The 24,373-nt window shown below is 41.1% G+C and carries 23 protein-coding genes and 1 pseudogene; 18 read left to right on the top strand and 6 right to left on the bottom strand.

What is annotated here, in order from left to right:
- Positions 1-27: 27 nt before the first annotated feature.
- The 10 genes from V7K97_RS09660 (at position 28) to recJ (ending at position 9,581) form a co-directional block, all read left to right on the top strand.
- Positions 28-657 carry a restriction endonuclease subunit R gene (locus V7K97_RS09660; protein WP_334800660.1) on the top strand — a complete coding sequence of 210 codons (630 nt, stop codon included), beginning with the start codon at positions 28-30 and terminating at the stop codon, positions 655-657.
- A gap of 365 nt (positions 658-1,022) precedes the next feature.
- Positions 1,023-2,180: a sulfate ABC transporter substrate-binding protein gene (locus tag V7K97_RS09655; RefSeq protein WP_334800659.1), complete on the top strand. Its 1,158-nt coding sequence runs from the start codon at positions 1,023-1,025 to the stop codon at positions 2,178-2,180.
- Between the two features lie 88 nt (positions 2,181-2,268).
- Complete coding sequence (locus V7K97_RS09650) at positions 2,269-3,270, top strand: PstS family phosphate ABC transporter substrate-binding protein (RefSeq protein WP_334800658.1); 1,002 nt, start codon at positions 2,269-2,271, stop codon at positions 3,268-3,270.
- 49 nt (positions 3,271-3,319) lie between these two features.
- Complete coding sequence (gene pstC, locus V7K97_RS09645; protein ID WP_334800656.1) at positions 3,320-4,261, top strand: phosphate ABC transporter permease subunit PstC; 942 nt, start codon at positions 3,320-3,322, stop codon at positions 4,259-4,261.
- A gap of 5 nt (positions 4,262-4,266) precedes the next feature.
- Positions 4,267-5,166 carry a phosphate ABC transporter permease PstA gene (gene pstA / locus V7K97_RS09640; protein ID WP_334800655.1) on the top strand — a complete coding sequence of 300 codons (900 nt, stop codon included), beginning with the start codon at positions 4,267-4,269 and terminating at the stop codon, positions 5,164-5,166.
- A 51-nt stretch (positions 5,167-5,217) separates the two neighbouring features.
- Positions 5,218-6,045: a phosphate ABC transporter ATP-binding protein PstB gene (pstB, locus tag V7K97_RS09635; protein ID WP_334800654.1), complete on the top strand. Its 828-nt coding sequence runs from the start codon at positions 5,218-5,220 to the stop codon at positions 6,043-6,045.
- Positions 6,046-6,293: 248 nt separating this feature from the next.
- A complete protein-coding gene (locus tag V7K97_RS09630; RefSeq protein ID WP_334800653.1) occupies positions 6,294-6,518 on the top strand; it encodes a hypothetical protein in 225 nt (74 codons plus the stop codon).
- Positions 6,487-6,768 (top strand): type II toxin-antitoxin system RelE family toxin, encoded by a 282-nt coding sequence (locus tag V7K97_RS09625; protein WP_334800652.1) that lies wholly within the window; start codon positions 6,487-6,489, stop codon positions 6,766-6,768. The genes V7K97_RS09630 and V7K97_RS09625 overlap by 32 nt, the downstream gene beginning before the upstream one ends.
- 108 nt (positions 6,769-6,876) lie before the next feature.
- Positions 6,877-7,302 carry a hypothetical protein gene (locus V7K97_RS09620; RefSeq protein WP_334800651.1) on the top strand — a complete coding sequence of 142 codons (426 nt, stop codon included), beginning with the start codon at positions 6,877-6,879 and terminating at the stop codon, positions 7,300-7,302.
- Between the two features lie 188 nt (positions 7,303-7,490).
- Entirely contained in the window at positions 7,491-9,581 is a 2,091-nt protein-coding gene (gene recJ / locus V7K97_RS09615) for a single-stranded-DNA-specific exonuclease RecJ (protein WP_334800650.1), read from the top strand.
- 550 nt (positions 9,582-10,131) lie between these two features.
- Here recJ and psb30 read toward each other — a convergent pair.
- Both psb30 and V7K97_RS09605 read right to left on the bottom strand, forming a co-directional pair.
- On the bottom strand, positions 10,132-10,275 hold the full coding sequence (gene psb30 / locus V7K97_RS09610; RefSeq protein WP_442936923.1) for a photosystem II reaction center protein Ycf12/Psb30: 144 nt from the start codon (positions 10,273-10,275) through the stop codon (positions 10,132-10,134).
- A gap of 686 nt (positions 10,276-10,961) precedes the next feature.
- Positions 10,962-11,498 (bottom strand): hypothetical protein, encoded by a 537-nt coding sequence (locus V7K97_RS09605; protein WP_334800649.1) that lies wholly within the window; start codon positions 11,496-11,498, stop codon positions 10,962-10,964.
- A 193-nt stretch (positions 11,499-11,691) separates the two neighbouring features.
- Here V7K97_RS09605 and V7K97_RS09600 point away from each other — a divergent pair, with 193 nt between their 5' ends.
- From V7K97_RS09600 to V7K97_RS09585, 4 genes are all read left to right on the top strand, one after another.
- Positions 11,692-12,042 carry a YkgJ family cysteine cluster protein gene (locus V7K97_RS09600; RefSeq protein ID WP_334800648.1) on the top strand — a complete coding sequence of 117 codons (351 nt, stop codon included), beginning with the start codon at positions 11,692-11,694 and terminating at the stop codon, positions 12,040-12,042.
- Positions 12,043-12,144: 102 nt separating this feature from the next.
- On the top strand, positions 12,145-12,576 hold the full coding sequence (locus V7K97_RS09595; RefSeq protein ID WP_334800647.1) for a TMEM165/GDT1 family protein: 432 nt from the start codon (positions 12,145-12,147) through the stop codon (positions 12,574-12,576).
- A gap of 82 nt (positions 12,577-12,658) precedes the next feature.
- Positions 12,659-12,961 (top strand): TMEM165/GDT1 family protein, encoded by a 303-nt coding sequence (locus V7K97_RS09590; protein WP_334800646.1) that lies wholly within the window; start codon positions 12,659-12,661, stop codon positions 12,959-12,961.
- Positions 12,962-13,143: 182 nt separating this feature from the next.
- Entirely contained in the window at positions 13,144-13,356 is a 213-nt protein-coding gene (locus V7K97_RS09585) for a hypothetical protein (protein WP_334800645.1), read from the top strand.
- A gap of 75 nt (positions 13,357-13,431) precedes the next feature.
- Here the strand turns inward: V7K97_RS09585 and V7K97_RS09580 are convergent, their stop codons facing one another.
- Positions 13,432-14,358 carry a cobalamin-binding protein gene (locus V7K97_RS09580; protein ID WP_334800644.1) on the bottom strand — a complete coding sequence of 309 codons (927 nt, stop codon included), beginning with the start codon at positions 14,356-14,358 and terminating at the stop codon, positions 13,432-13,434.
- Positions 14,359-14,825: 467 nt separating this feature from the next.
- Between V7K97_RS09580 and V7K97_RS09575 the strand changes: the two genes are divergently transcribed.
- Positions 14,826-16,796: an ATP-binding protein gene (locus V7K97_RS09575; protein WP_334800643.1), complete on the top strand. Its 1,971-nt coding sequence runs from the start codon at positions 14,826-14,828 to the stop codon at positions 16,794-16,796.
- Between the two features lie 66 nt (positions 16,797-16,862).
- Here the strand turns inward: V7K97_RS09575 and V7K97_RS09570 are convergent, their stop codons facing one another.
- Together V7K97_RS09570 and pruA are read right to left on the bottom strand one after the other, a co-directional pair.
- Positions 16,863-17,309: a GNAT family N-acetyltransferase gene (locus V7K97_RS09570; protein ID WP_334800642.1), complete on the bottom strand. Its 447-nt coding sequence runs from the start codon at positions 17,307-17,309 to the stop codon at positions 16,863-16,865.
- 214 nt (positions 17,310-17,523) lie between these two features.
- Positions 17,524-20,535, bottom strand: a complete 3,012-nt coding sequence (gene pruA / locus V7K97_RS09565; RefSeq protein ID WP_334800640.1) for an L-glutamate gamma-semialdehyde dehydrogenase — start codon at positions 20,533-20,535, stop codon at positions 17,524-17,526.
- Between the two features lie 757 nt (positions 20,536-21,292).
- On the opposite strand from pruA, the gene V7K97_RS09560 reads away from it, so the two are divergent.
- The gene (locus V7K97_RS09560) at positions 21,293-21,982 is read left to right on the top strand and encodes an HD domain-containing protein (RefSeq protein ID WP_334800639.1); all 690 of its coding nucleotides are present in this window, start codon (positions 21,293-21,295) and stop codon (positions 21,980-21,982) included.
- A gap of 204 nt (positions 21,983-22,186) precedes the next feature.
- On the opposite strand, the pseudogene V7K97_RS09555 reads toward V7K97_RS09560, so the two are convergent.
- A pseudogene (locus V7K97_RS09555) lies at positions 22,187-22,780 on the bottom strand (ABC transporter substrate-binding protein); the annotation flags it as partial.
- Positions 22,781-23,219: 439 nt separating this feature from the next.
- Between V7K97_RS09555 and V7K97_RS09550 the strand changes: the two are divergent.
- Positions 23,220-23,741, top strand: a complete 522-nt coding sequence (locus tag V7K97_RS09550; RefSeq protein ID WP_334800638.1) for a phycocyanin subunit beta — start codon at positions 23,220-23,222, stop codon at positions 23,739-23,741.
- Positions 23,742-23,829: 88 nt separating this feature from the next.
- Positions 23,830-24,321 (top strand): phycocyanin subunit alpha, encoded by a 492-nt coding sequence (gene cpcA, locus V7K97_RS09545; RefSeq protein WP_334800637.1) that lies wholly within the window; start codon positions 23,830-23,832, stop codon positions 24,319-24,321.
- Positions 24,322-24,373 lie beyond the last annotated feature (52 nt).

Genomic DNA, 24,373 nt, shown 5'->3' with positions numbered 1-24,373 from the left:
TTTACTATATTCCACTCCCCAAAATCTATGACGCAAATAATCCAAGCAAAGGATACTGACTTACGCTATTTAATCGATAAGTTTGGCATTCAGTTAGTTTTGGATGACTCATTTTTTCATGAATGGCAAGAGAATTTACTAGAAATTAATGATGTAGATAAACAACTTTTAGACAAGGTGAAAACTGGTTATTTAAATCTTCTTAATTACCCACCTTTACTAGAAGATGTAGTCAGAATGGCAATTGTAGACCCATTACTTTTTATCGGGGATTTCTATCTAGCTCCCTTTTATGTAAAATCAGAAGAATCTATAGATATTGCTGTGCCAGATGAAGATGTCATCATCAAAGGCAGAATGGATGCATTAGTTTTGAAAGAGCAATTCTGGGTGATGATTATTGAGTCTAAAAGAGCTTCCTTTTCAATTGAAGAAGGACTCGCACAACTTCTTGCTTATATGTTAGGAAATCCGTATACCGATCAACCTAGTTTTGGTATGATTGCCACGGGAAGCGAGTTTATTTTTGTCAAATTAGTGAAGGTAAATCCACCGTGTTATGCTTTATCAAAGGGTTTTTTGATGCGAAATCCTGGAAATGAATTGTACGACGTGCTACGCATATTGAAGCGCCTGACTCAGCTGGTGAGTACTTAAATCTTATCGCCTGATTATCTGTTATATCAGTAGAGTCAATATCTGACAACCAGTTGCTACATCAGTATTTTAAAAACAGCTTTGCTGGCTCCAATTGTTGAAATCCTACCACTATTTTGTATTAATCATCACATACTTTTAGCTAAAAATATGCATTGATATAGCTGGATTTTTTCGCTTCCCAGCAGAAAAAACTCGTTTTTTGAAATGCCTTGGTAAATCAGATTTCTTTGCCACTTTTAATGATAAATTGCTCAATTAGTAAAAAAAATTGAAGTCAAATGATAAATATTCTTCTATGTACCCTATAATTATTTTATTACGGTATCCGTCTAGAAATACCGTAGATTTAGGGGTGAATTCTGATGAGCGAGTCGCAACAACCGACACAATTAAGTCAATTCCTGAGTGAAGGGATACAGGCTTATATGATGAAAGCTTTGCAGAGTATACAACTCTGGTATCAACACACAATTAGAAGTTGGTTGAATGGACGCACTCTACAAAGCTTTGTGAGTCTGTTTCTAATAGGTATTTTTTTTAGTATAGCAGTTGCCTCCTGTTCTGAAAACAGTTCAGCTAGCAAAAATGATGTTAAATTAAAACTCGTTTCTTTCTCCGTCACCAAAGCAGCTCATGACCAGATAATTCCCAAATTTGTGGCAAAGTGGAAGCAAGAACATAACCAAAACGTTACATTTGAGCAAAGTTATGGTGGTTCTGTAGCTCAAGCGGCTGCTGTCATCGACGGTTCGCAAGAAGCAGATATAGTACATTTAGCGCTTCCCTTAGATGTCAACAAAATTCAGCAAGCCGGTTTAATTAAATCAGGTTGGGAAATCAAAGCACCGAGAAGTGGTATCGTTAGTAGATCCGTTGCTGCGATCGTCACTCGTGAAGGCAACCCCAAAGGCATCCAGACTTGGGCAGACTTGGCAAAAGATGGCGTGAAAGTAATTGCGGCTAACCCAAAAACTTCTGGTATTGCTATCTGGGAATTCTTGGCTTTCTGGGGTTCGGTAAGTCTAACAGGTGGTGATGAGGCCACAGCGCTAGATTATGTCACTAAAGTTTATAAAAATACCCCTACTTTAACGAAAGATGCGCGTGAGGCTAGCGATTTATTTTTCCAAAAAGGTGAGGGAGATGTCTTAATCAACTACGAAAATGAGGTGATTTTGGCAGGTAAAAATGGGACAAAGTTGCCTTATGTTGTACCACAAGTTAATATTTCCATTGATAATCCTGTGGCGGTAGTTGATAAAAACGTTGATAAACACGATACAAGAGAAGTTGCACAAGCATTTGTTGATTTTCTTTACTCTACAGAAGCTCAACGGGAATTTGCAAAATTACAATATCGTCCTGTTAACCCCACCGTTACCGAAGAAGTAGCATCACAACATCCAGCAATTAAAACTTTATTCACATCTGAAGATTTAGGTGGTTGGGATATTATCCAGAAAAAGTTTTTTGGAGATGGGGCAATTTTTGACAAAGTTCAAGCTGCAAGCAAAGCATGATATATCTTTTTTTCATGCTGCATTCTCTACAGTTTGCAGATAGCCAAGGGCAAGAAATTCTCAGTCACTTTATCTAAATTGATAATTTATGAGCTTTTGTAACCGATTTCAGCATAGCTTTTTTCTAACATCTTTAATGCTGATTACCAGCAGTATAACTGCTTGTAATAGTGGACAAGAATTGAAAAGTCAGGTGAGCATTGATGGTGCCGCAGTAGGTTTTCCTGTTTCTTTAGCAGTTGCAGAAGAATACGGCAAAGGTAAACCTGAAGCTAAAGTTAGTGTAGCCTCAAGTGGGACTGGTGGTGGTTTCAGTAAGTTTTGTAATGGCGATATTGATATAGCTGGTGCCTCTCGTACCATTAGAGATGAAGAAATAAAAAAATGTAAAAGTAAGAATATTGAATTTGTCGAGTTGCCTATAGCTTTAGATGGCATCGCTGTCATTGCTAACCGTAAAAATAACTTCGCCAAATGTCTAACTGTTAAGGAACTAGGCAAAATTTGGGGCGCAAAATCAGACGGTAAAATCTTGAATTGGAATCAAGTTAATCCCAAATTCCCTAACGAAAAGATGAAGCTGTATGCTCCCGCTTCTGATACTGGAACATTTGATTATATGACTCAAGCTGTAACTGGCAAAGCCAAGAATGGCCGTACAGATTACACACCTAGTCAAAATCAAAATCTTTTAGTACAAGGTGTTTCAGGTGATGTATCAGCATTAGGTTATGTCGGCATATCTTACTACATTCAAAACCAAGAAAAACTTAATCTGGTTGCAGTAGAAAGTCCTACAGGAAAGTGTGAAAAACCAGTACCGGTGGATAATGTCATCAAAAATATCTACACACCTTTGTCTCGTCCCCTCTTCATCTATATCAGTAAAAAGTCCTTAGATACCAAGCCAGCAGTCAAAGAATTTGTAGATTTTTATCTAGAAAATTCTTGGAAGTGGGTAGATAGTGTTGGTTATGTGGCATTACCAGATGCAGCTTATGTCAAAGTCAAACAAAAATTTGCTAGGGGTGAAACTGGGACAAAATTCAAAAAAGCCAAACCAGGTGAACCAATCACAAACTTTATTTAAAAAATGTCATATTCATTGTAGTCTGAGTGTAGTTAAAACTTAATTGTTTATGCAAAATTTCAATTCTCAAGAAGATTCTTATCTCCCATCTAGACAGTCACTTGATAAAAATCCATCTGAAGATATTTCGGAAAAGATTGTTGCGCTAATTTTATTTACTTGTGCTTTAGTTTCAGTTTTAACTACCTTTGGCATTGTTGTAATTATCTTTCAAGAGACATTTGGTTTTTTCCAAGAAGTTTCCTTTGCCCAATTCTTTTTAGATACCAAGTGGACACCTCTATTTGCAAATAGACATTTTGGCATTTGGCCTTTGATTAATGGCACTTTCTTGACTACAGCTATTGCGATGTCAGTTGCGATTCCTTTGGGTTTATCTTCTGCCATTTACTTGAGTGAATATGCTCAACCGAAAGTAGCAGCAGTTTTACGTCCAGCAGTGGAACTTTTAGCAGGCGTACCAACTGTAGTTTATGGTTACTTTGCACTGTTGTTTGTAACTCCATTACTGCGGAATATTATCCCTGTAGAAATATTCAATTCCTTGAGTGCGGGGATAATGATGGGAATAATGATTACTCCTACTGTTGGTTCTATTAGTTTAGATGCCATTAAAGCAGTTCCCCGTTCTTTACGGGAAGGAGCTTATGCTGTAGGTATCACTAAACTGGAAACCATTTTTCAAGTAGTTCTACCAGCCGCACTTTCTGGAATTATCGCCTCGATTATTTTGGGTATTTCTCGCGCTGTGGGTGAAACAATGACTGTCCTCATCGCCGCCGGACTACAGCCCAAGGTGACTATTAATATTGCGGAATCAATAGAAACAATGACAGCTTACATGGCACAAATTTCTGGGGGAGATAGCCCTCGCGGGAGTCTCAATTTCAAGACTTTATATGCTGTAGGCGCTGTTTTGTTTGTCATCACCCTCATTTTAAATATTGTTAGTTACTGGATTGCTAATCGCTTTAAAGAAAAATACGAGTAATAGTTATGGCTACAAGTTATCAACAAGATGATTCTCTAGATTCTGCGCCAGAATTTACCGATAATGTTGAAAGTAGGGAGACATTAGGGAAAGTATTTGAAGTACTTTTTTTGTTAGGATTGTTGATTGGTTTATTTGTCCTAGCATTGCTGCTTTCTGATATTTTTAAAGACGGATTAGGCAGATTTTTGTCACCCGGCTTTCTGACTGAAACTCCTTCTCGTTTTCCTGACCAAGGTGGTATTCGTCCTGCAATTATCAGCAGCGTTCTTTTAGGAAGTGTTGTGATTTTAGTCACTGTCCCCATTGGGGTTGGAGCAGCTTTATATCTAGAAGAGTATGCACCTAAAGCTTGGTGGACAGCGATTATTGAGATTAATATCAGTAATCTGGCGGGTGTACCTTCTATTGTCTATGGATTGCTGGGTTTAGGAGTTTTCAATTATTTGCTTGGGTTTGGCCCTGCTTTAATTTCTGGTGCATTGACTTTATCTTTGTTGTCTTTACCAGTCATTATTGTGACAGCTAGAGAAGCAATTCGCGCTGTCCCGGATTCCTTGAGAAATGCTTCTTATGGCTTAGGTGTCACCAAATGGCGAACTATCAGCAGCCACGTTTTACCTTATGCTATTCCCGGTATTTTGACAGGGGTGATTATTTCTGTATCCCGTGCAATTGGTGATGCAGCATCTCTAATTGTTGTCGGTGCTGTGGGTTTTCTCACTTTTGACCCTGGTTTGTTCCAGAGATTTATGGCATTACCCATTCAAATTTACAGTTACATTACTCGTCCTGAACCAGGTTTTGCTAATGCAGCAGCAGCCACAATTATTGCATTGTTACTCTTGATTTTAGCTTTAAATGGTGTCGCAATTTATATCCGGCAACGCTTTTCAATACGTTAGGTAATTAAATATCTAATTGGATACATTCACAAATATTAGGAGATAAGCAAAATGACTTATAGCAATAGTAGAAGTCAATCAGATAGTGCCACAATTGAACAAGGTAATGGCGTTTTCCATGTTGAAGGTGTGAAGGTTTACTATGGCGGGATTCTGGCACTTTTAGATGTCTATATGAAGATTCCTGATAAACAAATTATTGCTTTTATTGGGCCTTCAGGATGTGGTAAAAGTACCCTTCTACGTTGCTTCAACCGGATGAATGATTTAATTCCTGGTGCTAAGGTCGAGGGTAGACTGAATTATCGCGATCGCAATATTTACGATCCTAAGATAAATTCGGTCAAATTACGCCGCCAAGTGGGAATGGTTTTTCAAAGACCGAATCCTTTCCCGAAGTCAATATACGAAAATATTGCCTTTGGCCCCCGTGCTAACGGTTATAAGGGTAACATTGATGAATTGGTGGAAGATTCCCTCAGACGCGCTGCTATCTGGAATGAAGTCAAGGATAAACTCAAAGAGAAGGGAACTGCATTATCTGGCGGACAACAGCAACGACTTTGCATTGCGCGTGCGATCGCGATGAAGCCAGATGTATTATTAATGGATGAGCCATGTTCTGCTCTCGACCCAATTTCTAGCCGCCAAGTAGAAGAACTCTGCTTAGAACTCAAGGAGCAATACACCATCATTATGGTGACACACAATATGCAGCAAGCTTCTAGAGTGGCAGATTTCACGGCTTTCTTCAATACAGAAATTGACGAACATGGTAAACGTCGTGGAAAATTAGTTGAATTTAATCCTACAGTTCAAATGTTCAGTTCTCCTCAAACTAAAGAAGCTGAGGATTATATCAGTGGACGCTTCGGTTAAAGAGACATCACAGAGGAAGGGGAAAGGTAAAAGCCAGGTTCAGTTGTGAGCAACTATTATTCCTTTTCCCTTTTATCTAAATCTAGTCAACTCAATGTCCCACTTAAAAAATCCTTCTGTGTACTGAAATTTATACCTGGAAATAAATTTCCCAACTTTTGTAATCTGCTATTTTCACACAAATCCCCTCCTAAAAGCTGAGACTAGGTAATATATATATACATCTCAGCATGAATAAAAGGCATACAGTGGAAATTCAAGAATTAAAAGCATTGATTAAAGAAACTATGCGTGAAGTTCTGCAAGAAGAAAGACTTCGCCTCTGTCAAATTCTTATTCCTTACATAAGTGATGATGAGCAACGCGAACTTGAAGCCAAGTTTGGTGTACCTTCAGATCATGCTGAGGATGAAGTAATTGATATGACCGATTGGGTAAGATATGGCAATAAAATTTCGCAAAAAAGCGATTAAGTTTTTAGAAAAAGCAAATCCCGAAGATGTCGAAAATATTCGGGAGCAAATAAGGCAAATTGTTATTGCTGTCGAAGACCAAGGCATTATCCCGTTTACAGAACTAGATATCAAAAAGATGAAAGGTGATTGGGAGGGATTTTACAGACTACGTATAGGTAAAAACAGAATTATTTTTACAGTGGATATTGATTCCAAAGACATCGAAATTTATGCCATTGGTGCGAGAGGAGATGTTTATAATAAATAATTCGTAATTTAATAACTGGGAATTAGCAAAGTAATTCTGGAAAATATACTGAGGCTTAATAGTACTAAATTTAAGTAAAATTTCAGTTTAGTACTTATACTGTGTATTATGTTTAAGCCTCTGTCATTTGCTTTAGTTACAGCTACCATTCTAGTAGCAGCAATCAATAATCCCAGTGCTACCTTAGCTCGAACTTGTGCCTCTAAGTGTGGGTCGCACCCAATTCAGTTTACACCTGGGCAATACATCCGATTTGAAGTTATAAATAGCACACCCAACCTGATAAAAGTCCAAAAACCCTCTGGGACTGATGCAATATCCTTGAGTCCAGGGCAGAAATTAAGTTTAGAACAAATAGAGGGTGCGGAGCCAAATACATCTCTGATATTTTGGAGCGAAAAGGGTTTATCACTACAAGCAATTGTCTCTAAACCTAACTTTGGGACATTGCGGCTGGAACTTCGTCCAACTTGGCGCTCTCCTGGCGATCGCTCGTTATATATTATGGATGATGGTAGGATTAACGTGTTATAGGTCAATACGCTTGGGTGAAGGGCTACTGGCAACAATTTTTGGTTTTAGAGACGCGATAAATCGCCGTCTCTACAAGTGTTTTGTTGCTCATTCTGAACTGTATTGTGTTATAGGTAGCAAATAATGTTATTAGTAACGATAAATAATTAGTCACTTTAGATTCTAACTGAAAACTCCTAAATTTTATTGTGCTAGAGCGACCTGTATCTGAACTTTCAAAGCCTCGCCGACGCTTACCCGATCAGCGCTGGCAGATTTATCCACAAAAACCAGAATTTGCCCAAAATCTGGCAGCTTTGACAAATCTTTCACCCATTGTCAGCCAGTTGTTGATTAATCGGGGTATGGAAACACCAGAACAGGTACAAGCATTTTTAGAGCCAGAGTCTTTAGTTTTGCCTTCGCCGTTAGAAGATTTCCCAGATTTGGCGATTAGCTTGGAATTGTTGCAAAATGCGATCGCTACTCAAACTAAAATTGCTATTTGCGGTGACTACGATGCTGATGGGATGACCAGCACTGCTCTACTTTTGCGTAGTCTCCGCACTTTAGGCGCACAAGTAGATTATGCTATTCCCAGTCGGATGCATGAAGGCTATGGTATTAATAAACGCATAGTTGAAGAATTTCACAGCGAAGGTGTAGGACTAATTCTCACTGTAGATAATGGTATCTCTGCGTTTGAACCAGTTGCAAGAGCGAGAGAACTTGGTCTAGCAGTGATTATCACCGATCACCATGATGTACCTCAAAAATTACCGCCAGCTAACGCTATCCTCAACCCCAAACTGATAGCAGAATCCTCACCTTATCGGGGTGTTGCTGGTGTTGGTGTCGCCTATATTTTGGCAGTGTCTCTAGCACAACAACTAGGGGAAACTAAGGGCTTGATCCAGCCGATGCTAGCACTATTTACACTGGGAACGATCGCAGATTTAGCCCCCTTAACTGGTGTGAATCGCCGTTGGGTGAAACGTGGTTTACAGCATTTACCCAAATCCAACTTACCCGGAGTACAGGCGTTAATTCAGGTAGGTGGCGTACAGGCGAGGGGAGATGAGGGAGCAGAAGAGAAAATCGCCAATCCCAAATCCCAAAGCCAAAATCCCAAATCCCTCAAGCCTGAAGATATCGGTTTTCGCCTGGGGCCACGAATTAATGCTATTGGTCGAATTGGTGATCCCCAGACTGTGATTGAATTGCTGACTACAGATGATATGGGAGTGGCGCTGGAAAGAGCAATGCAATGCGAACAAATCAATGCCTCTCGCCAGGAGATGTGTCAGCAAATTGAACAAGAAGCGATCGCTTATGTAGAGACAGAATTTGTTGCATCTTTACAGCAAGACCGTGTATTAATTGTTGTTCAACCCAATTGGCATCATGGCGTTATTGGGATTGTCGCCTCGCGTTTGGTGGAACGCTACGGTGTTCCCGTGTTCATCGGTACTTACGAGGATGAGGGACATATACGCGGTTCAGCACGCTCAATTCCAGAGTTTCATGTATTTGAAGCTTTGGAATATTGTCACGATTTACTGGGCAAATTTGGCGGACACAAAGCAGCCGGGGGATTTTCTCTACCAGCAGAGAATTTACAGATGGTGCGATCGCGTTTGATTGAGTTTGCTAACCAGTGTCTTGAACCCCAACATCTTAAACCTCTGCTCAAAATTGATGCCGAAGTCAACCTAAATCACATCAATCAGCAGCTTTATCAACAGCTTAACGCTCTACACCCTTGCGGTATGGATAACCCAGATCCAGTTTTCTGGACACCTAATGTCCAAGTGGTTGAGCAAAAAATCGTTGGGAAAGGTCACATTAAACTGACAATTGCCCAAACTATCGATCATCAGCAGTATCAAATCAAAGCGATCGCTTGGCGTTGGGGCGACTATTTCCAACTACCACTGCGAGTGGATATCGCTTACAAACTGCGAGAAAATTACTTTAACGGTAACACCACCATCGAACTAGAGTTAATCGGTGTCAGACTGCCAGTTCAGCTTCAACAATTTTTGGCTTCGCCACCTACCCCGTCAAGCACAACTTTTGAGTACAACCAGCGACATTATACTTGTGGTTTCTATAAAAACGGTATTGAAGCAGAATTAAGAATCAAAAATCCTGAAGGCAAAGTCTTAGCTATGCAGCCAGGACATCTAATTGGTTTGCTGGGCACTAATCGTCAAAACGCCAAAGAAGTTGATATTTCTCAACCACTGTATCACAATATTATCCAAGCTGCGCTTCAGGCTTTATCAGTTAGGAGTTAGAGGTTGTTTGAAAAGTAGTTAGGTGTGATTTTAGGCACTCGTTGATCCCCCCTAACCCCCCTTAAAAAGCAGGGCTGATTCATTCCCCAAAAGACCTTAATTTACAAGCGTATCAGTCAAAAAAATCAGGTTTTTAAACACTCTAATTGGGTCAAAAACCAGGCGATCGCACTTAAATTTACCGATTGAAACAGTAATTTTTCGATTACCAACTCACTAAATTTTCTGGTTGATACTCTTGACAAAATTCTGATCTGAACGAATGAAACAGCCCTGCCTTAAAAAGGGGGAAGAATCAAAGTCCCCCAATTTATCGGGGAGCCACTGCGTTGGGCGGCGAGCCACTCTTGTTGCACGTGGCGTGGATTTAGGGGGATTTCCAAGGGTTAGGCGTATAAAAAAAACTTTTCAAACATCCTCTTAGGAGCTAGAAATTAGGAGTTCCTAATCAACTTCTCACTTGTGAGACTACGAGTGCTGATTTATCAGTTATGAGTTGAGAATAAAATTCACTTCCTCACTCCTAACTCTCAATCAGCACTCAGTACTTTTAAAGGTTGCCGTTGCGAAATGCTAGCACAAAGATTACTGCTGGGCCAGCAATCACGATTAGCGCCACAGAGAGCAATTGGAAAATAACTTCCCAATTGATACTGATAAAAGCGTTAAACAAGTCAGATACAGCGTCAAACATTTTTCCTTTTCTCCTCTCAATTGTCTTAAAAAATTCAATAACTTAATTACAAAACCCGAAATCGATCATATCTGGCTATGGTCTCTTAGATTTAATTTACTTAACAAAATTATAAGAAAAGATATAAAAACGTAAAATAGGGAGACTGGGGGCTGGGAAAATTTTTCTCAATCCCAATCTCTAATCCCGGATTTCTCACAAGCAAGAAAAAATCAATTGACATGACCTGAGGCAAGACATTTTTTTGATCAGCTAATCGCCATTCATAGAAAGCGGCGGTAAACTCCATCCCCTCCCTACGGGACGCTGCGCGAACGTGGGTGGAGAGGGATAGCCGCCCTGCCGCTTTAGTCATTAGCGCTCTTTTATTACTCTGATCAGATTAAATTTGAAACCCTATTTTGACGTTAGTCCGCGCAGGCGGACTTTGCTTGTGTAGCCGCGATTTCTAATCGCCTGGATTATTCTCTCTCCAGAGTCATAGAAGAGCGTTAGTCATTGGTACTAATGACTAATGACTAAAAACTCCATCCTGCAAGTGGCGTGGAGTTTTTTATTTTTCCAGAATGATTCCCTTCTAGTAAGGGCTTCAGCCCCAGGGCATAAAGTCAAGCTAAAAGGATGTTTTAAAAGTGTTTTAGTGTGATTTTAGGCACTTAATGATCCACCCAGCTAAAAATTAGCCCTTATCTATATCTAGCGGTTCCCCGGAGTACTATAGTCTGATATGACTGTAATTGTCCAAACAACGGAGTACGGATAAATCCTGATGTTCTTTCAGTAGTTAAAATTGCTTCGGTTTGGACAGGACTTTCTCGACTCCCAATAGCTAGGTTGATAATTGGTAAGAGGAAGCTCAGTTTGACTATATTTCCTCCCAGGTCAGGGTTTGGCGGTCTGCTAATAATTACCGTTATTAGTGTACCGATATCAGTAGCTAATGTCTCAATTTGATCGCCACTGAAATGCTCAGAAATGTTCTTAGTTCTGTAATCAATCTGTGGAACTTGATTGAGAATTGAATACTTAATGTTAGTACCTTGTCCCTCAAGTTCAAACTCATTTGGTCGTTGCACAACAATTGCTTGTGCTGGCTTTGGGGATTTGGTTATCAAAAAAGATACCAATGATGTCGTGGTTAAGCCAGTCACAAAGGTAAGAGCAGTTTTAAGAATTTGACGGCGGGGAAAACTGCCAGAGATATCCTCTAAATTAGGTTTCATAATTAAGGAATCCTAAAAGCTAATAAATCTTTCTATACAATCATCTCAATAAATTTCCTGTTTGTAGTAACAAAATATTAAATCTTGCTTAACACTGACCTATCTTTGTAATTGTCAGGAGCAATTGCAACAGTCGAAAACTCATCCTTCTATTCTTTTACCAGAAAATATTACTAATTTGGAGATGTCTAAAATGTCAACTTGGCAATGTGTAAAGCAATGTGGAGCCTGCTGTAATCTTGATCCAGCAGAGCGTCCCGACTTGGAAGACTATCTTTCAGCATCAGAACTAGAACTCTACCTCAGTATGGTAGGCGAAGGGGGATGGTGCGTTAATTTCGACCAGATCACGCGAGAATGTCGCATCTACTCAAATCGTCCTCGCTTCTGCCGTGTGGAATCAGAAGTGTTTCAAGATATGTATGGGGTTGAACCAGAAGAAGTTAACGATTTTGCTATTGATTGCTGTCGCCAGCAAATAGAAGGAGTATATGGCGATCGCAGTCTGGAAATACTACGCTTCGATCAAGCTGTAGGGCTGTGACACTCCCACTACTCATTTTATTCTGTAGGGTTGCAATTTATTACAACAATCTGAGAATATGATAGAAATATGAAAACACCCTAGCAACCAAAACTACTACCTGTGAAACTTGACTCTGCATATAAGGGCATTTCTGGCATATCTCAGACTGAGATTGAGCTAGAACTGAAAGACAGCAATGATTTTAACTTAACTCCGGCGATCGCAGTTGAGCCAATTCAGCCTGTAATTGCCGATAGTCCTCAAAAGCAGCAATCAGTGCTAGTAGTTTTTGGTACAACCTTTGTAACTATTTTTCTGGCAGAAATTGGAGATAAAACTCAGCTATCAACTCTGTTAATGAGTGCAGAATCTCATTCGCCGTGGGTGGTATTTATCGGCTCGGCGGCGGCGCTGATAACCACCAGCTTATTAGGTGTACTTTTAGGTAGTTGGATAGCCAGCCGACTCAGCCCGAAAACTATAGAAAAATCAGCCGGTGTGATGTTGTTAGTGATTTCCTTAATGCTGTTTTGGGATGTATTTCAAGGTTGAGACGCGATTAATCGCGTCTGTACAGGAGTTATTCTCCCTCATCTCCCCCATCTCCCCACTCCCCCATCTCCACCTTAATTACATGGATTGGCATCTTTTAGGACTGAGCTTTATTACAGTTTTTTTATCAGAATTGGGTGACAAAAGTCAGCTTGCGGCGATCGCACTTTCAGGGCGTTCTAATTCTTTGCGTGCAGTATTTTTTGGTGCAGCAGGGGCATTGCTGTTGACAAGCCTGTTGGGATCATTAGCAGGGGGTGCAGTAGCCGAATTATTACCTACACGCGTGTTAAAAGCGATCGCGGCTGTAGGATTTGCCATTCTTGCTGCACGTTTGCTGTTATTTAACAACGAACCATCGACAGATTCTGAACAAATACCGTAACTGACGGTAGTAATCCCAGCATTCCTTAAGGAATTTATTCAGAATGGAGAGCGTTCAAGGCGATTTCTGCTGGATGAACCACCCTTTCGGCTGTTCCCGGTGAACTGTCAACCCGACTAGAATACGAACAGCTACGGTTGTTTGATTGCTAGAGAATCACCGTCCCTTTTAGGGCGGTGAGGATGTCAATTTCTCCTGCCTACGAAGCACAATCATGCCACGAGAGCGATTCGATGAAGAATCCTTATCCACGCAAGCGGCATATATACGCCCAATTTGGCATTTCCAAAACCGGGTATTCTGTGTTCTCTGCGCCTCTGCGGTTTAAAAGTAATTTATTAAACCGCAGAGGCAATAGAGTTGCCAATGCCTTGGGCGGGTTCCCCGACTTGTAGCAACTGGCGCGACGCAGAGAGGAAAACAGAGATTTTATGAGTCACCTTGAAAGGGCTAGTTTTAATCTAGTTAAATTACAAAGGTTCCCAACCAGTTCCTTTGTAGCCGTATTGAAAAATTTCTGGATGCAAGATTTCTGCCAAAATTTCTAGAGAATCTACCAGTCTCGGTCCTGGACGATTGAAGTAAGAATTGCCATCAGTGATGTACACCCTACCAGCTTCGGCAGCGTGTAGTTTTTCCCACTCTGGACGTTGAGTTAACAAATTGGCTTCTTCGCGAGTGCGATTTAAATCAAAGCCACAAGGCATAAAAACAATTACATCTGGATTCGTTATTAAAAGTGTTTCCCAAGGCAAGATCGGAGACGACTGACCTGTAGCGCAAAATAGAGAGTGTCCTCCTGCTAAGTTAACTAATTCAGGAATCCAATTCGCCGCAACCATCAAAGGATCAGTCCACTCGATACAGGCGACAGTAGGCACTTCATGTAAAGAAAGTCCTTGGATTCTTTGCTGACAAATTTTGACGCGAGCTTGTAAATTTTCTAAGATTTTTACCGAGTCTACGCCAAAGATGTTGCCGACTCGTTCAATGTCAGCCCAAACATCCTGGAGAGTATTGGGTTGTAAAGAAATAATCTGAGGTTTGCTGTCAATGAGTGTAGCAACCGCCTTTTCAACTTCGTGTAAGCTGACAGCGCAAACATCGCACTGATCTTGAGTGAGAATGTGGGTAGGCTTTAACTGCTCTAAAACATCTGTTTTGATTTCATAAATACTGAGAGCAGATTGTAATAAATTGTTCACCTCATCGTTGATTTCGCTGCTGGAGGCATGAGACTTTAAACGTGCTTGGGTACAAATGGGGCGATTGTGGATTTCTGGAGGGTAATCGCATTCGTGCGATCGCCCCACAATAGCATTAACCAACCCTAATACCGCTAAAATCTCTGTTCCACCGGGAATCAAGGAAACAATTCTTGCATTGCTATCCGTCATCGTTCCACCTCCGTAAAAGCTACCGTCAGCTTAATTTTGACAAAATTTGAGTCATTAGGTATCTTTCTCTAGGAGAATCAACAGTGTTTTGGTAGTCAGCACTAAGCAATAACTTTAACTGAGGATTAGGGATTAGGATTAAGAAAAATTTTTCCAGTTCCCAATCCCCATAATTAAATTCAAAATATTATACTAATTAACAGGAACTTTACTTGATAGAAGAATTACTTAATAGTAAAAATTCTTTGAAATGTTAAATATCCCCTGGCAAAAATCACTAGCATGAAGTAACAGAAATGAGCAGCAAAATCTAGCTTGAACTCGTTAGCCAGAATTATAAATTCTAATTAGAAAAATTATACTTTCCGGTTATGAAAAGCCATATCAAGTAATTGTAGTTATACAAAGACAGTTCTACTTTTCCCGTAGAACTGCAAGTCCAAATTATTTCTTCTTGAGGGCAACTAATGCAGGTGGTGTCAGCTATAGATATTACAGAGCAGAACGAGGCCCAAGAGGCTCTACAAATCAGAGAAAATAGTCGGCGAAAACAAAGCCAGACTCTGGTACAACTGGCAAGAAGCAAGACATTTCAGCAGGGTAATCTCAATGCGGTGTTGAGGGAAATTACAGAAACTGCTGCTCAGACGCTCTTGGTGGAGCGAGTTGGGGTATGGTTCTATAATGAAGAACGTTCCCAAATTGAATGCATCGATTTATATGATGTGAAGACTAAGGAGCATACCTTTGGTAACTCGCTTTTAAAAATAAATTATCCGGCTTATTTCCAGGCTTTAGAAGAGGAACGTACCATTGCCGCAGATGATGCCAGAAACGATACTAGAACCCAAGAATTATCTGAGTCTTATCTTTCAGTTTTAGGCATCACATCCATACTGTATGCACCAATTTGGCTAGAAGGTTGTTTGATAGGTGTAGTGTGTCACGAACACATAGGCGAAGGTCGTCAATGGACTTTGGAAGAAGAGACTTTTGTCGGCTCAATTGCAGATTTCGTGACGCTGGCTATAGAAGCGAGGGAGCGAAACATCGTACAAGAAGCACTACGAAAGAGTGAAGCGCAATTTCGAGCGATTTTTGAGCGTTCTTCTATCGGTATTGGACTTATAGATATGAAAGCGCAGATAGTTGATACTAATCTGGCACTGTGCGAGATTTTAGGATACAGCCGAGAAGAGCTATATGGCAAGAGCTTTACCGATTACATTTCCACAGAAAGGGGGGATTTAAAACTTTACAAACAACTGATGTCAGGAATTCGCACAGATTTAAAGACAACTTCAAGGGACGGCTTCCAACCCTCAAAACATGAGGAAGAGCTTGTCGAAAGACATCGCATTGAGATGGAAAGACGCTGCCTACATCAAAATGGTAGCTTAGTTTGGACTCATATCTCTGTTTCTGTTATACCAGGCAGCGATGGTGAACCTGAGTTTTTTCTAGCAATGATTGAGGACATTACTGAACGTAAGCAGACAGAGTTGAAACTACGTGCATCGCAAGAAGCAGCAGAATCTGCCAGTCGGGTAAAAAGTGAGTTTTTAGCAACCATGAGCCATGAGTTACGTACCCCTCTCAATGCGATTATGGGTTTGTCACAGTTGCTGCAACAAGAAATAGTTGGCTCGCTCAATGAAAAGCAAAACGAATATGTAAATTCTATATATAGTAGTGGTGAACATCTGCTGGCACTAATTAACGATATCCTTGATTTATCTAAGGTAGAAGCAGGCAAAGAGGAACTATTATTGTCACCTTTGTCAGTGTCCGACTTATGTAATTATGCTATATGGACAGTGCGCGATCGCGCCTTAGAAAAAGGATTGCAACTCACATATCAAATTGACATCGAGGCGGATATTTGTATTGCTGATGAGCGGCGGATCAAGCAAATGTTACTCAACCTGCTCACTAATGCCGTTAAATTCACCCCAGGCGGACATATATCGCTGGTAGTCAAAAAAGTACCGGAAGGGATAACATTTACAGTTTCCGATACTGGAATTGGTATAGATTCAAATCAGTTTCAATTTCTATTTGAACCCTTTAAACAGCTTGACAGTCGGTTAAATCGGCAGTACGAAGGCACTGGTTTGGGTTTAGCTTTAACACGCAAATTAGCGCGTTTACATGGTGGAGATGTTACCGTGACATCGACTTTGGGAGCAGGTAGTCAGTTCACTCTGTTTATACCAAATCTAGTGTATCCGGGAGATGAGGCAGATGAGGCAGATGAGGGAGATGAGGAAGCAAATATTAACTTGTCCTCGTTGTTATCCTCTTCTCCAGCCATCCCCAGAAATGAAACCATTTTGCCTGGAGAAGAAGAGGATAAAACTGCCACAATGTTGCAAAATTATCTCCACACAATTGGCTACCAAGTCAAGTGGATAGATAATCGGAACGACATTTTTTAAATGAGTTAATTGCTCATAAAAATACATTTTTGCATTACCAATTAGGTAAAAATATATAGTATATTTTTACTTTCGTTGGGAGAATTTTTTTCTCATTTTCACATGGGGAATACTGGCTTCTTCAAATAGTTCTCCTTCTTCTACAAAATCCAACTTTTTGTATAAAAACTTCACATATTCTTGAGCATGAATCACTACTTCTGGAATATTTTTGTTATCTATCACTTCTAAGGCATTTTCCATAATTTTCTTACCAATACCTTGCCCTCTAGCTGTAGACAAAACAGCAAGCCGTTCTATTTTGGCAGTTTTATCATCTAAATATCTAATTCTGGCGGTACCCACAACTTCCTCATTTAAATAAGCAATCAAATGTTCGCATATCGCATCTTTACCATCAAATTCTAAAGCCGCATCTACCCCTTGCTCTTCCTGAAATACTGCTATCCTAATTGCTTGAATTGCTGGAAGTTCTTGAGGTATTTCAGCAATTTTTATGACTAAATTGGTCATAAAGCTTTGTTTATATTCTTTAATTTATTTACAGTTTAATTGAGTAAACTTGAGTTTACATGAATTTAAGCATTGTGATACTGCTGAATAATACCACTTGATTAAAGTTTAACTTCAACACCAATGGTAATCTTCTTTGATATCGATGTTACACTAATTGACCATCAAAGTTTAATGACAAAAAAGGTGGGCATCACTGCCCACTTTGCTTGTTTTAATCTGCACCTTCAATTGGTGCAAAACCTTGGCGCTGAATATTTTCTGTTACCGCGCGTGGTTCCAGGAATTGCAGGAGGTAATCAGGACCACCGGCTTTAGAACCTACTCCAGAAAGTTTGAATCCACCAAAGGGTTGTCGTCCAACGATCGCTCCGGTAATATTGCGGTTAATGTACAAATTCCCGACTTCAAACTCTGACTGCGCCTGTTGAATGTGCGAAGGCGTTCTAGAATAAAGTCCGCCAGTTAAGGCGTAGTTAGTTCCATTGGCGACTGCTAACGCTTCTTGGAAATCTTTCACCCTAATTACCGCCAGCACTGGGCCAAAAATTTCTTGCTGGGAAATTACCGCATTTGGCGATACTTCACTAAATATGACTGGGCCGATAAAATATCCTTGTTCGGGTGATGGTAATTCTAAGGCTAGTTGTGCTTCTGCCTTACCCTTCTCAATATACTCGCGGATGCGATCGCGGGCATTAGCATCAATTACTGGCCCAACTTGGGTACTCGGTAACTCTGCTTCCCCAATATTCAAGGATTTTGTCGCTTCCACCAACCGCTCTACAAAGGTATCATAAATCGGTTGCAGCACAATCACCCTTGAAGCCGCAGAACATTTTTGTCCACTGTAACCAAATGCTGACTGCACTACTCCCACAACAGCTTGGTCTAAATCAGCACTTTCATCCACAATAATCGCATTCTTGCCGCCCATTTCCGCAATTACGCGTTTCATGTGCTTTTGTCCAGGTTTCAACGTTGCTGCATCTGCGTAAATTCTACAGCCTACTTCCTGGGAACCCGTAAAAGCTATGACATGAGTATCTGGATGATTTACTAAATAAGCGCCGACTTGAGAACCCTTACCCGGCACGTATTGAAATACACCTTTGGGAAAACCAGCCTCGATCAAGATTTCTGTGAGTTTTGCCGTAATTACAGAAGATGTTTCCGCAGGTTTGAGGAGAGTACAATTGCCTGAAACCAAAGCTGCTACAGTCATTCCACAAGCGATCGCTAGCGGAAAATTCCAGGGAGAAATTACCACAACAATTCCCCGTGGCTGGTAAATATAACGATTAGTTTCACCTGGTATGTCGTAATTCACACCTTCATCTAACCGTTCTATCTCGTCAGCGTAGTACCGACAGAAGTCTATCGCCTCAGAAACCTCTCCATCAGCTTCCTTAACTGGTTTCCCGACTTCCAAAACCATCCAAGCGGAAAGTTCGGCACGGCGTTCTTCTATCAAATCACCCGCTTTCCGCAAAATATCAGCGCGTTGTTTTGCTGGTGTTTTCTTCCACCCAGGAAAGGCCGCTTTCGCAGCTTGCATCGCCTGTTCTGCTTGTTCAACGCTAATCAACCCAACTTTACCAACTACCTCACTGAAATTAGAAGGATTGAGAGAATCAACAAATTCCGGTGTGTTAACATACTCGCCATTAATTAGAGGCAAATAAGTTTTACCCAACTGTTGACGAACGCTTTGGAAAGCTTGCGCCGTTTTTGTTCTCACCTCTTCCTCAGAGTAATCGGTATCAGCAGCACCAAGGAAATGAGAGTTAGGAGTTTGTAGAGACGCGATTAATCGCGTCTCTACGTTAGGAGTTAAAGAGTTGTTCTCTTCCTTGACGATTGGCGGTGCTAATAATTCTTCAATCGGTCGATTTTCGAGATTTTGGCGTAAAAAAGAACTATTAGCGGTGTTTTCCAACAATCGGCGAATTAAATACGCCATTCCCGGCAATAATTCACCGTAAGGACAGTAAACTCTCACCCGATAACCCCTGTCAACCAATGCTTTTGCAACTTTATCACCCATGCCATAGAGGACTTGTAATTCAAAGCGACGGCGGGGGACATTTAAACTTTCAGCGATGGCAATGGCGCGAGAGTGCGATCGCACATTATGGCTACCAATGGCAGAATACACATATTGATGATTTTCTAGCAATAGCTGAGTGATGGTTTCAAAGTTAGCATCAGTTGCCGCTTTGTCGTTGTAAACTGGCTGTTTCCAATGCTTCTGGGCTGCTTTGATAGTTTCCTGATCCCAATATGCGCCTTTCACCAAACGGATTGTCAGGGGATAACCGCGCTGTTTTAACCAAGAAATTATGTCTTTGACATCTTGCTCGCTATCACGCAGATATGCTTGAGTTGTCATGCCAATATCTGTACGTTGCCGAAACTCTTCTTCTAGTAACAGTTTTTTCAGGATGCTGAGAGTTATATCCTTATAGGCATACTGTTCCATATCAAAATGCACAGCTGCGCCTAACTCTTTGGCACGACGTAATAAAATACGAATGCGATCGCTAACTCGCTCTTCACTACCTTTAGCATCCAAAGGATCAAATTGAGAATAAAATGCCGTTAACTTCACAGAAACCTGAACTTTTGGGATAACTTCCCCATCAGCCTCATCAATAGCTGGGATAGCTGTCCAATTCTTCGATGCTTCCACCAATTGTTGCATTAATTCTAGATAGCGTTCTAGATAAGACTGCGCTTCGGCTTCGGTAATCACCGCTTCACCAAGTAAGTCGATGGTGAAAGCCATTTTTTCTTTTCGCAGTCGTTCAACTGTTTTGATGACTTGTTTAATATTTTCCCCAGAAATATATTTATGGGCAAGAGTCTCAACGGCTGTACCAACGGTTGTAGCAGCAACTTGTCCGGGCATAGAGTCGGGGTTAGCAAAGTTTAGCATTCCCTTCAAAGCTGCCGGTAATTCTACAGACTCATCACCGAGATATTCTTGTAAATGTGAGGCAACTTCTGATTTACTGTGCAAAGCAGGTAGGGTATCTATAAAGCGAAATAGTTGCACCCGCAACCCAGGATTACTCATTGCCCAAGCTAGTAATTTATCATCCCAGCGCATTTGATCCCGTAGGGAAGAAAGGAACGAACGATTTTCCTGGGTTGCTGCGAGAAGTTGTTTAGCAATTTCTTGGGTTTTAGCTTCGTAGGTGCTTGTTTGTACTTGTAATACCACTGATAATAAACTCCGTTAATCAAGGCAAGGCTTTTTGTCTAAAGCCTGTGTCTTCTATTTTGACGCTTTCATTTCGCACTCACCATATTTAGTACAGCACGGCGGAAATAAACCACCGATTCCAAATCAACGAAGCGCTGACGCTGTATTCATTGAAAGCGCCGGGAAACTCCATCCCATTGTGGGTAGAGAGGGATAGCATAGGTGTCAACTTAAGGTGGAACCCAGTCTAGAACTAGCTTTTAGAGATTGTCTCGTTCCCAGTCAGAGACTGGGAATGCCTATAAGAGGTTCCGCCTCAAGACTCGCAGCCGCAGCCCAATGAGATGCATTTCCAGCCTCTGGCTGGAAACGAGGTTTTAAAGGATAGGACTTACCCAAAATATTTCTCAAACTCTGATTTCTCTGTGTCGCGCCAGTTGCTTCTCCCTTGGCGCTAGCCTCTCCCTTTGGGAGAAGGGGAGACGCTACGCGTAGCAAGATCCCCGGAGGGGTACAAGTCTCTTAACCGCAAGGGCGCACTGGCAACTCTATAGCCTCTGCGGTAGCCTGCGGCAAGCCGTTCGCGTAGCGTCTCGTAGAGAAGCGTCTACGTTATTCCATAACTCTTGCGTAAGTCCTAAGGAGTTTTATCTGAAGTTGACACCAATGGAGGGATAGCCGCCCCGCCGATTGGGGCATTGGTAACTTCTTCCCCATGCCCTTTTAATAGAATGTACTTGTTTTTTCCAATACTAAGAATGGGTATACTGCCTTTATGCCTACAGAAAACTTTATGGATACTTTATTTTATAACTGGCAACACACACTGCAACCCTTTGGTATTGACGAGTTAGGGGCTGAAAAAGCCTTTAATCAGTTGGTTGCAGCTTACTCTACTCCAGGTCGCTATTACCATACACTAAAACACCTTGATGGCGTCCTCAGCACAATTGAGATTTTGCAAGGCTACACCAACAACCTAGCTGCTGTTCAACTAGCTGCCTGGTTTCACGATGTAGTATATGACTCTCAAGCTGAAGATAATGAAAGACGAAGTGCAGACTATGCCTTTGAGTTGCTGAGTAATTTGGGTATTTCAGAAAGTATCATAACTACTGTCACCCGTCTCATTTTGAATACTAAAGACCACCAAGCTGCGGTGGATGATTATGATAGCCAAGTTTTACTTGATGCAGATTTAGCGATTTTGGCTACTAACCAAGTCCAGTATGGAGAATATGCCCATGCTATTCGTCAAGAATATGCCTGGGTGAAAGACGAAGATTATATCATAGGTCGTCAGCAGGTTTTAGAAAGATTTTTACAGCGATCGCATATCTACTTCACACCTTTAATGGCAGAGTTCGCCGAACCCTCTGCCCGTGGCAATATCCAGGGAGAAATTCAGTCTTTATTGTCTGGTTCGTTTGATAGCGATCGCTCTACTGTTGGAGGTGTATCTTAATTAATTGGCAACCATAACTAATTAGCTGGACATGATATACAGCAAATTTCAAGTTGGGTGTTGTACATAAGCTAAGTCTCAAACCCTGGCTTAAAGCCTATTTTACTTCTGAATTCGGACTTCTGAATTCTGAATTCTGCTGTAAGAATCCAATCCCAGACATTAACATTACAAAAGATTGCATTTGGCTTTTGCCCCTTCAACCTATTTTTGGCTAATTGATTCTGGAGTAATTGCCGCATACTCTTCAGGTGTCAGCACAGCTTCCTGAATATTCACATCTTTAGGAATCACACCATATTTATAGAAGTAATCTGCAATTCGCTGTTGTTCCTTAATTAACTCTGGGGAAATGCCTCTCAAGCCATAACTGCGGCGGCTAACTACCTTTTCCATAATGTCAGGAGGTAGTTTTTGGATTGGCCCGATAATTTTTGCTACTTCTTTGGGATTTGCCTCAGCCCAACGCTGGAGTTTATCAATCTCCTCAATCACTATTCGCAGAATTCCCGGATTCTCAACCGCAAACTTCCTTGCACCAACATAGTATGCACCAGGGGTATCAAGTCCTTCGGCAGTCTTAATTACTCGGATCTTACCTGCTTTTTCAGCCAAAGCTAGATAAGGATCGCCAGCTACCCAAACCGGAATTTTTCCTTCTAGAAAAGCACTACTAGCTTCGACTGTGGGTATACTCAGGATTTTAATATCGCTGGGCTTTAAACCCGCATCTTCCAAAGCTCTAAAGACAAAATAGTGAGATGCAGAAGCTTTTTGGAAGACGATTTTTTGTCCTTTGAGATCCTTGACTAATGACTAAAAACTCCATCCCGCAAGTGGCGTGGAGTTTTTTATTGGCTTTTTAACTGGATAGTTATTTCCGCCGTGCTGTACCAACTTTTGCCAAACTAACAGACACAAGAATGTGAACTTATGTAAATTAAATTAACAAACATAACAATAATTTGTAATAAATAATGAGGCGGCAGCATTGTATAAAGAGAACTTAGAAGTAAAAAACAACATCTTAATCAGGTTTTCCAGTCGTTCACAGAAGTTTGAAGTTTTCTAACAAAAGTTTTAATCTGAAAGCCTGGAGATCGTAAACTTATTTCTTGAGATGTCTGTTTTAAACCTTTCGTAACTCGTCAGGCAGTGCTGACATCAAAAATCAACTGTAACCATTCAGTTTTGAGTCCAATTATTCTTAACCAAGCAAATTAGGAGATTTAAGGCAATGGTTTTAGATGCATTTGCAAAAGTAGTTTCCCAAGCTGATACACGTGGGGAATACCTCACCGATGCACAATTGGATGCATTGAGCGAACTAGTCAAAGATGGTAACAAGCGTGCAGATTCCGTTAACCGGATTACCAGCAATGCGTCTGCTCTTGTTGCTGCTGCGGTTCGTGAATTGTGGGCAGAACAACCTCAATTGATCGCTCCTGGTGGTAATGCTTACACCAGCCGTCGCGCTGCTGCTTGCATCAGAGACTTGGACATCATTCTTCGCTATATCACTTATGCTATCTTTGCTGGCGATTCCAGCGTCCTAGATGACCGTGCCCTCAATGGTTTGCGCGAAACATATCTAGCATTGGGAACCCCAGGAGCATCAGTAGCTGTTGGTATTCAGAAGCTGAAACAAGCTTCCCTAGCCATCGTTAACGATACCAACAACATCACCAGAGGCGATTGCAGCGCTTTAGCGTCTGAAATTGCTGGCTATTTTGATCGTGCTGCTTCAGCAGTAGCTTAAGGCAGATATTGCTGCTATTGACTGAGATAATTGTCCATTAGGACAAAACAAAATTTCAACCAAAAGTTTGTAAAAGGGAAATACCAAAATGACAAAAACACCTCTAACTGAAGCAATTTCAGCAGCTGATTCTCAAGGTCGCTATCTCAGCAGCACCGAAATTCAAGTTGCTTTTGGTCGCTTCCGCCAAGCACCAGCTAGCTTACAAGCAGCAAAAGCATTGAGCGCCAATGCTCAACGCTTGACCGAAGGCGCTGCTCAAGCAGTGTATAACAAGTTCCCTTACACCACTCAACAACAAGGCCCTAACTTCGCGTCTGATGCACGCGGTAAAGGCAAGTGTGTTCGTGACGTCGGCTACTACTTGCGGATTATCACTTATGCTTTAGTTGTTGGTGGCACAGGCCCCTTGGATGATTTCTTGATTTCTGGCTTGGCTGAAATCAACCGGACTTTTGATTTGTCTCCTAGCTGGTACATTGAAGCTCTGAAGTACATCAAATCTAACCACGGTCTCAGTGGCGATCCAGCTGTTGAAGCAAATTCCTACATCGACTATGTAATCAATACTCTAAGCTAGAGTATTTCTTTAGCCCGGAGAGGAAATCAGCTCTTATGACCAGTAAGTTCTA

Source organism: Nostoc sp. (genome assembly GCF_036917815.1).
Taxonomy (GTDB): domain Bacteria; phylum Cyanobacteriota; class Cyanobacteriia; order Cyanobacteriales; family Nostocaceae; genus Nostoc.
Note: the sequence above shows the minus strand (reverse complement) of the source record. Positions and strands in the feature narration are given on the sequence as shown.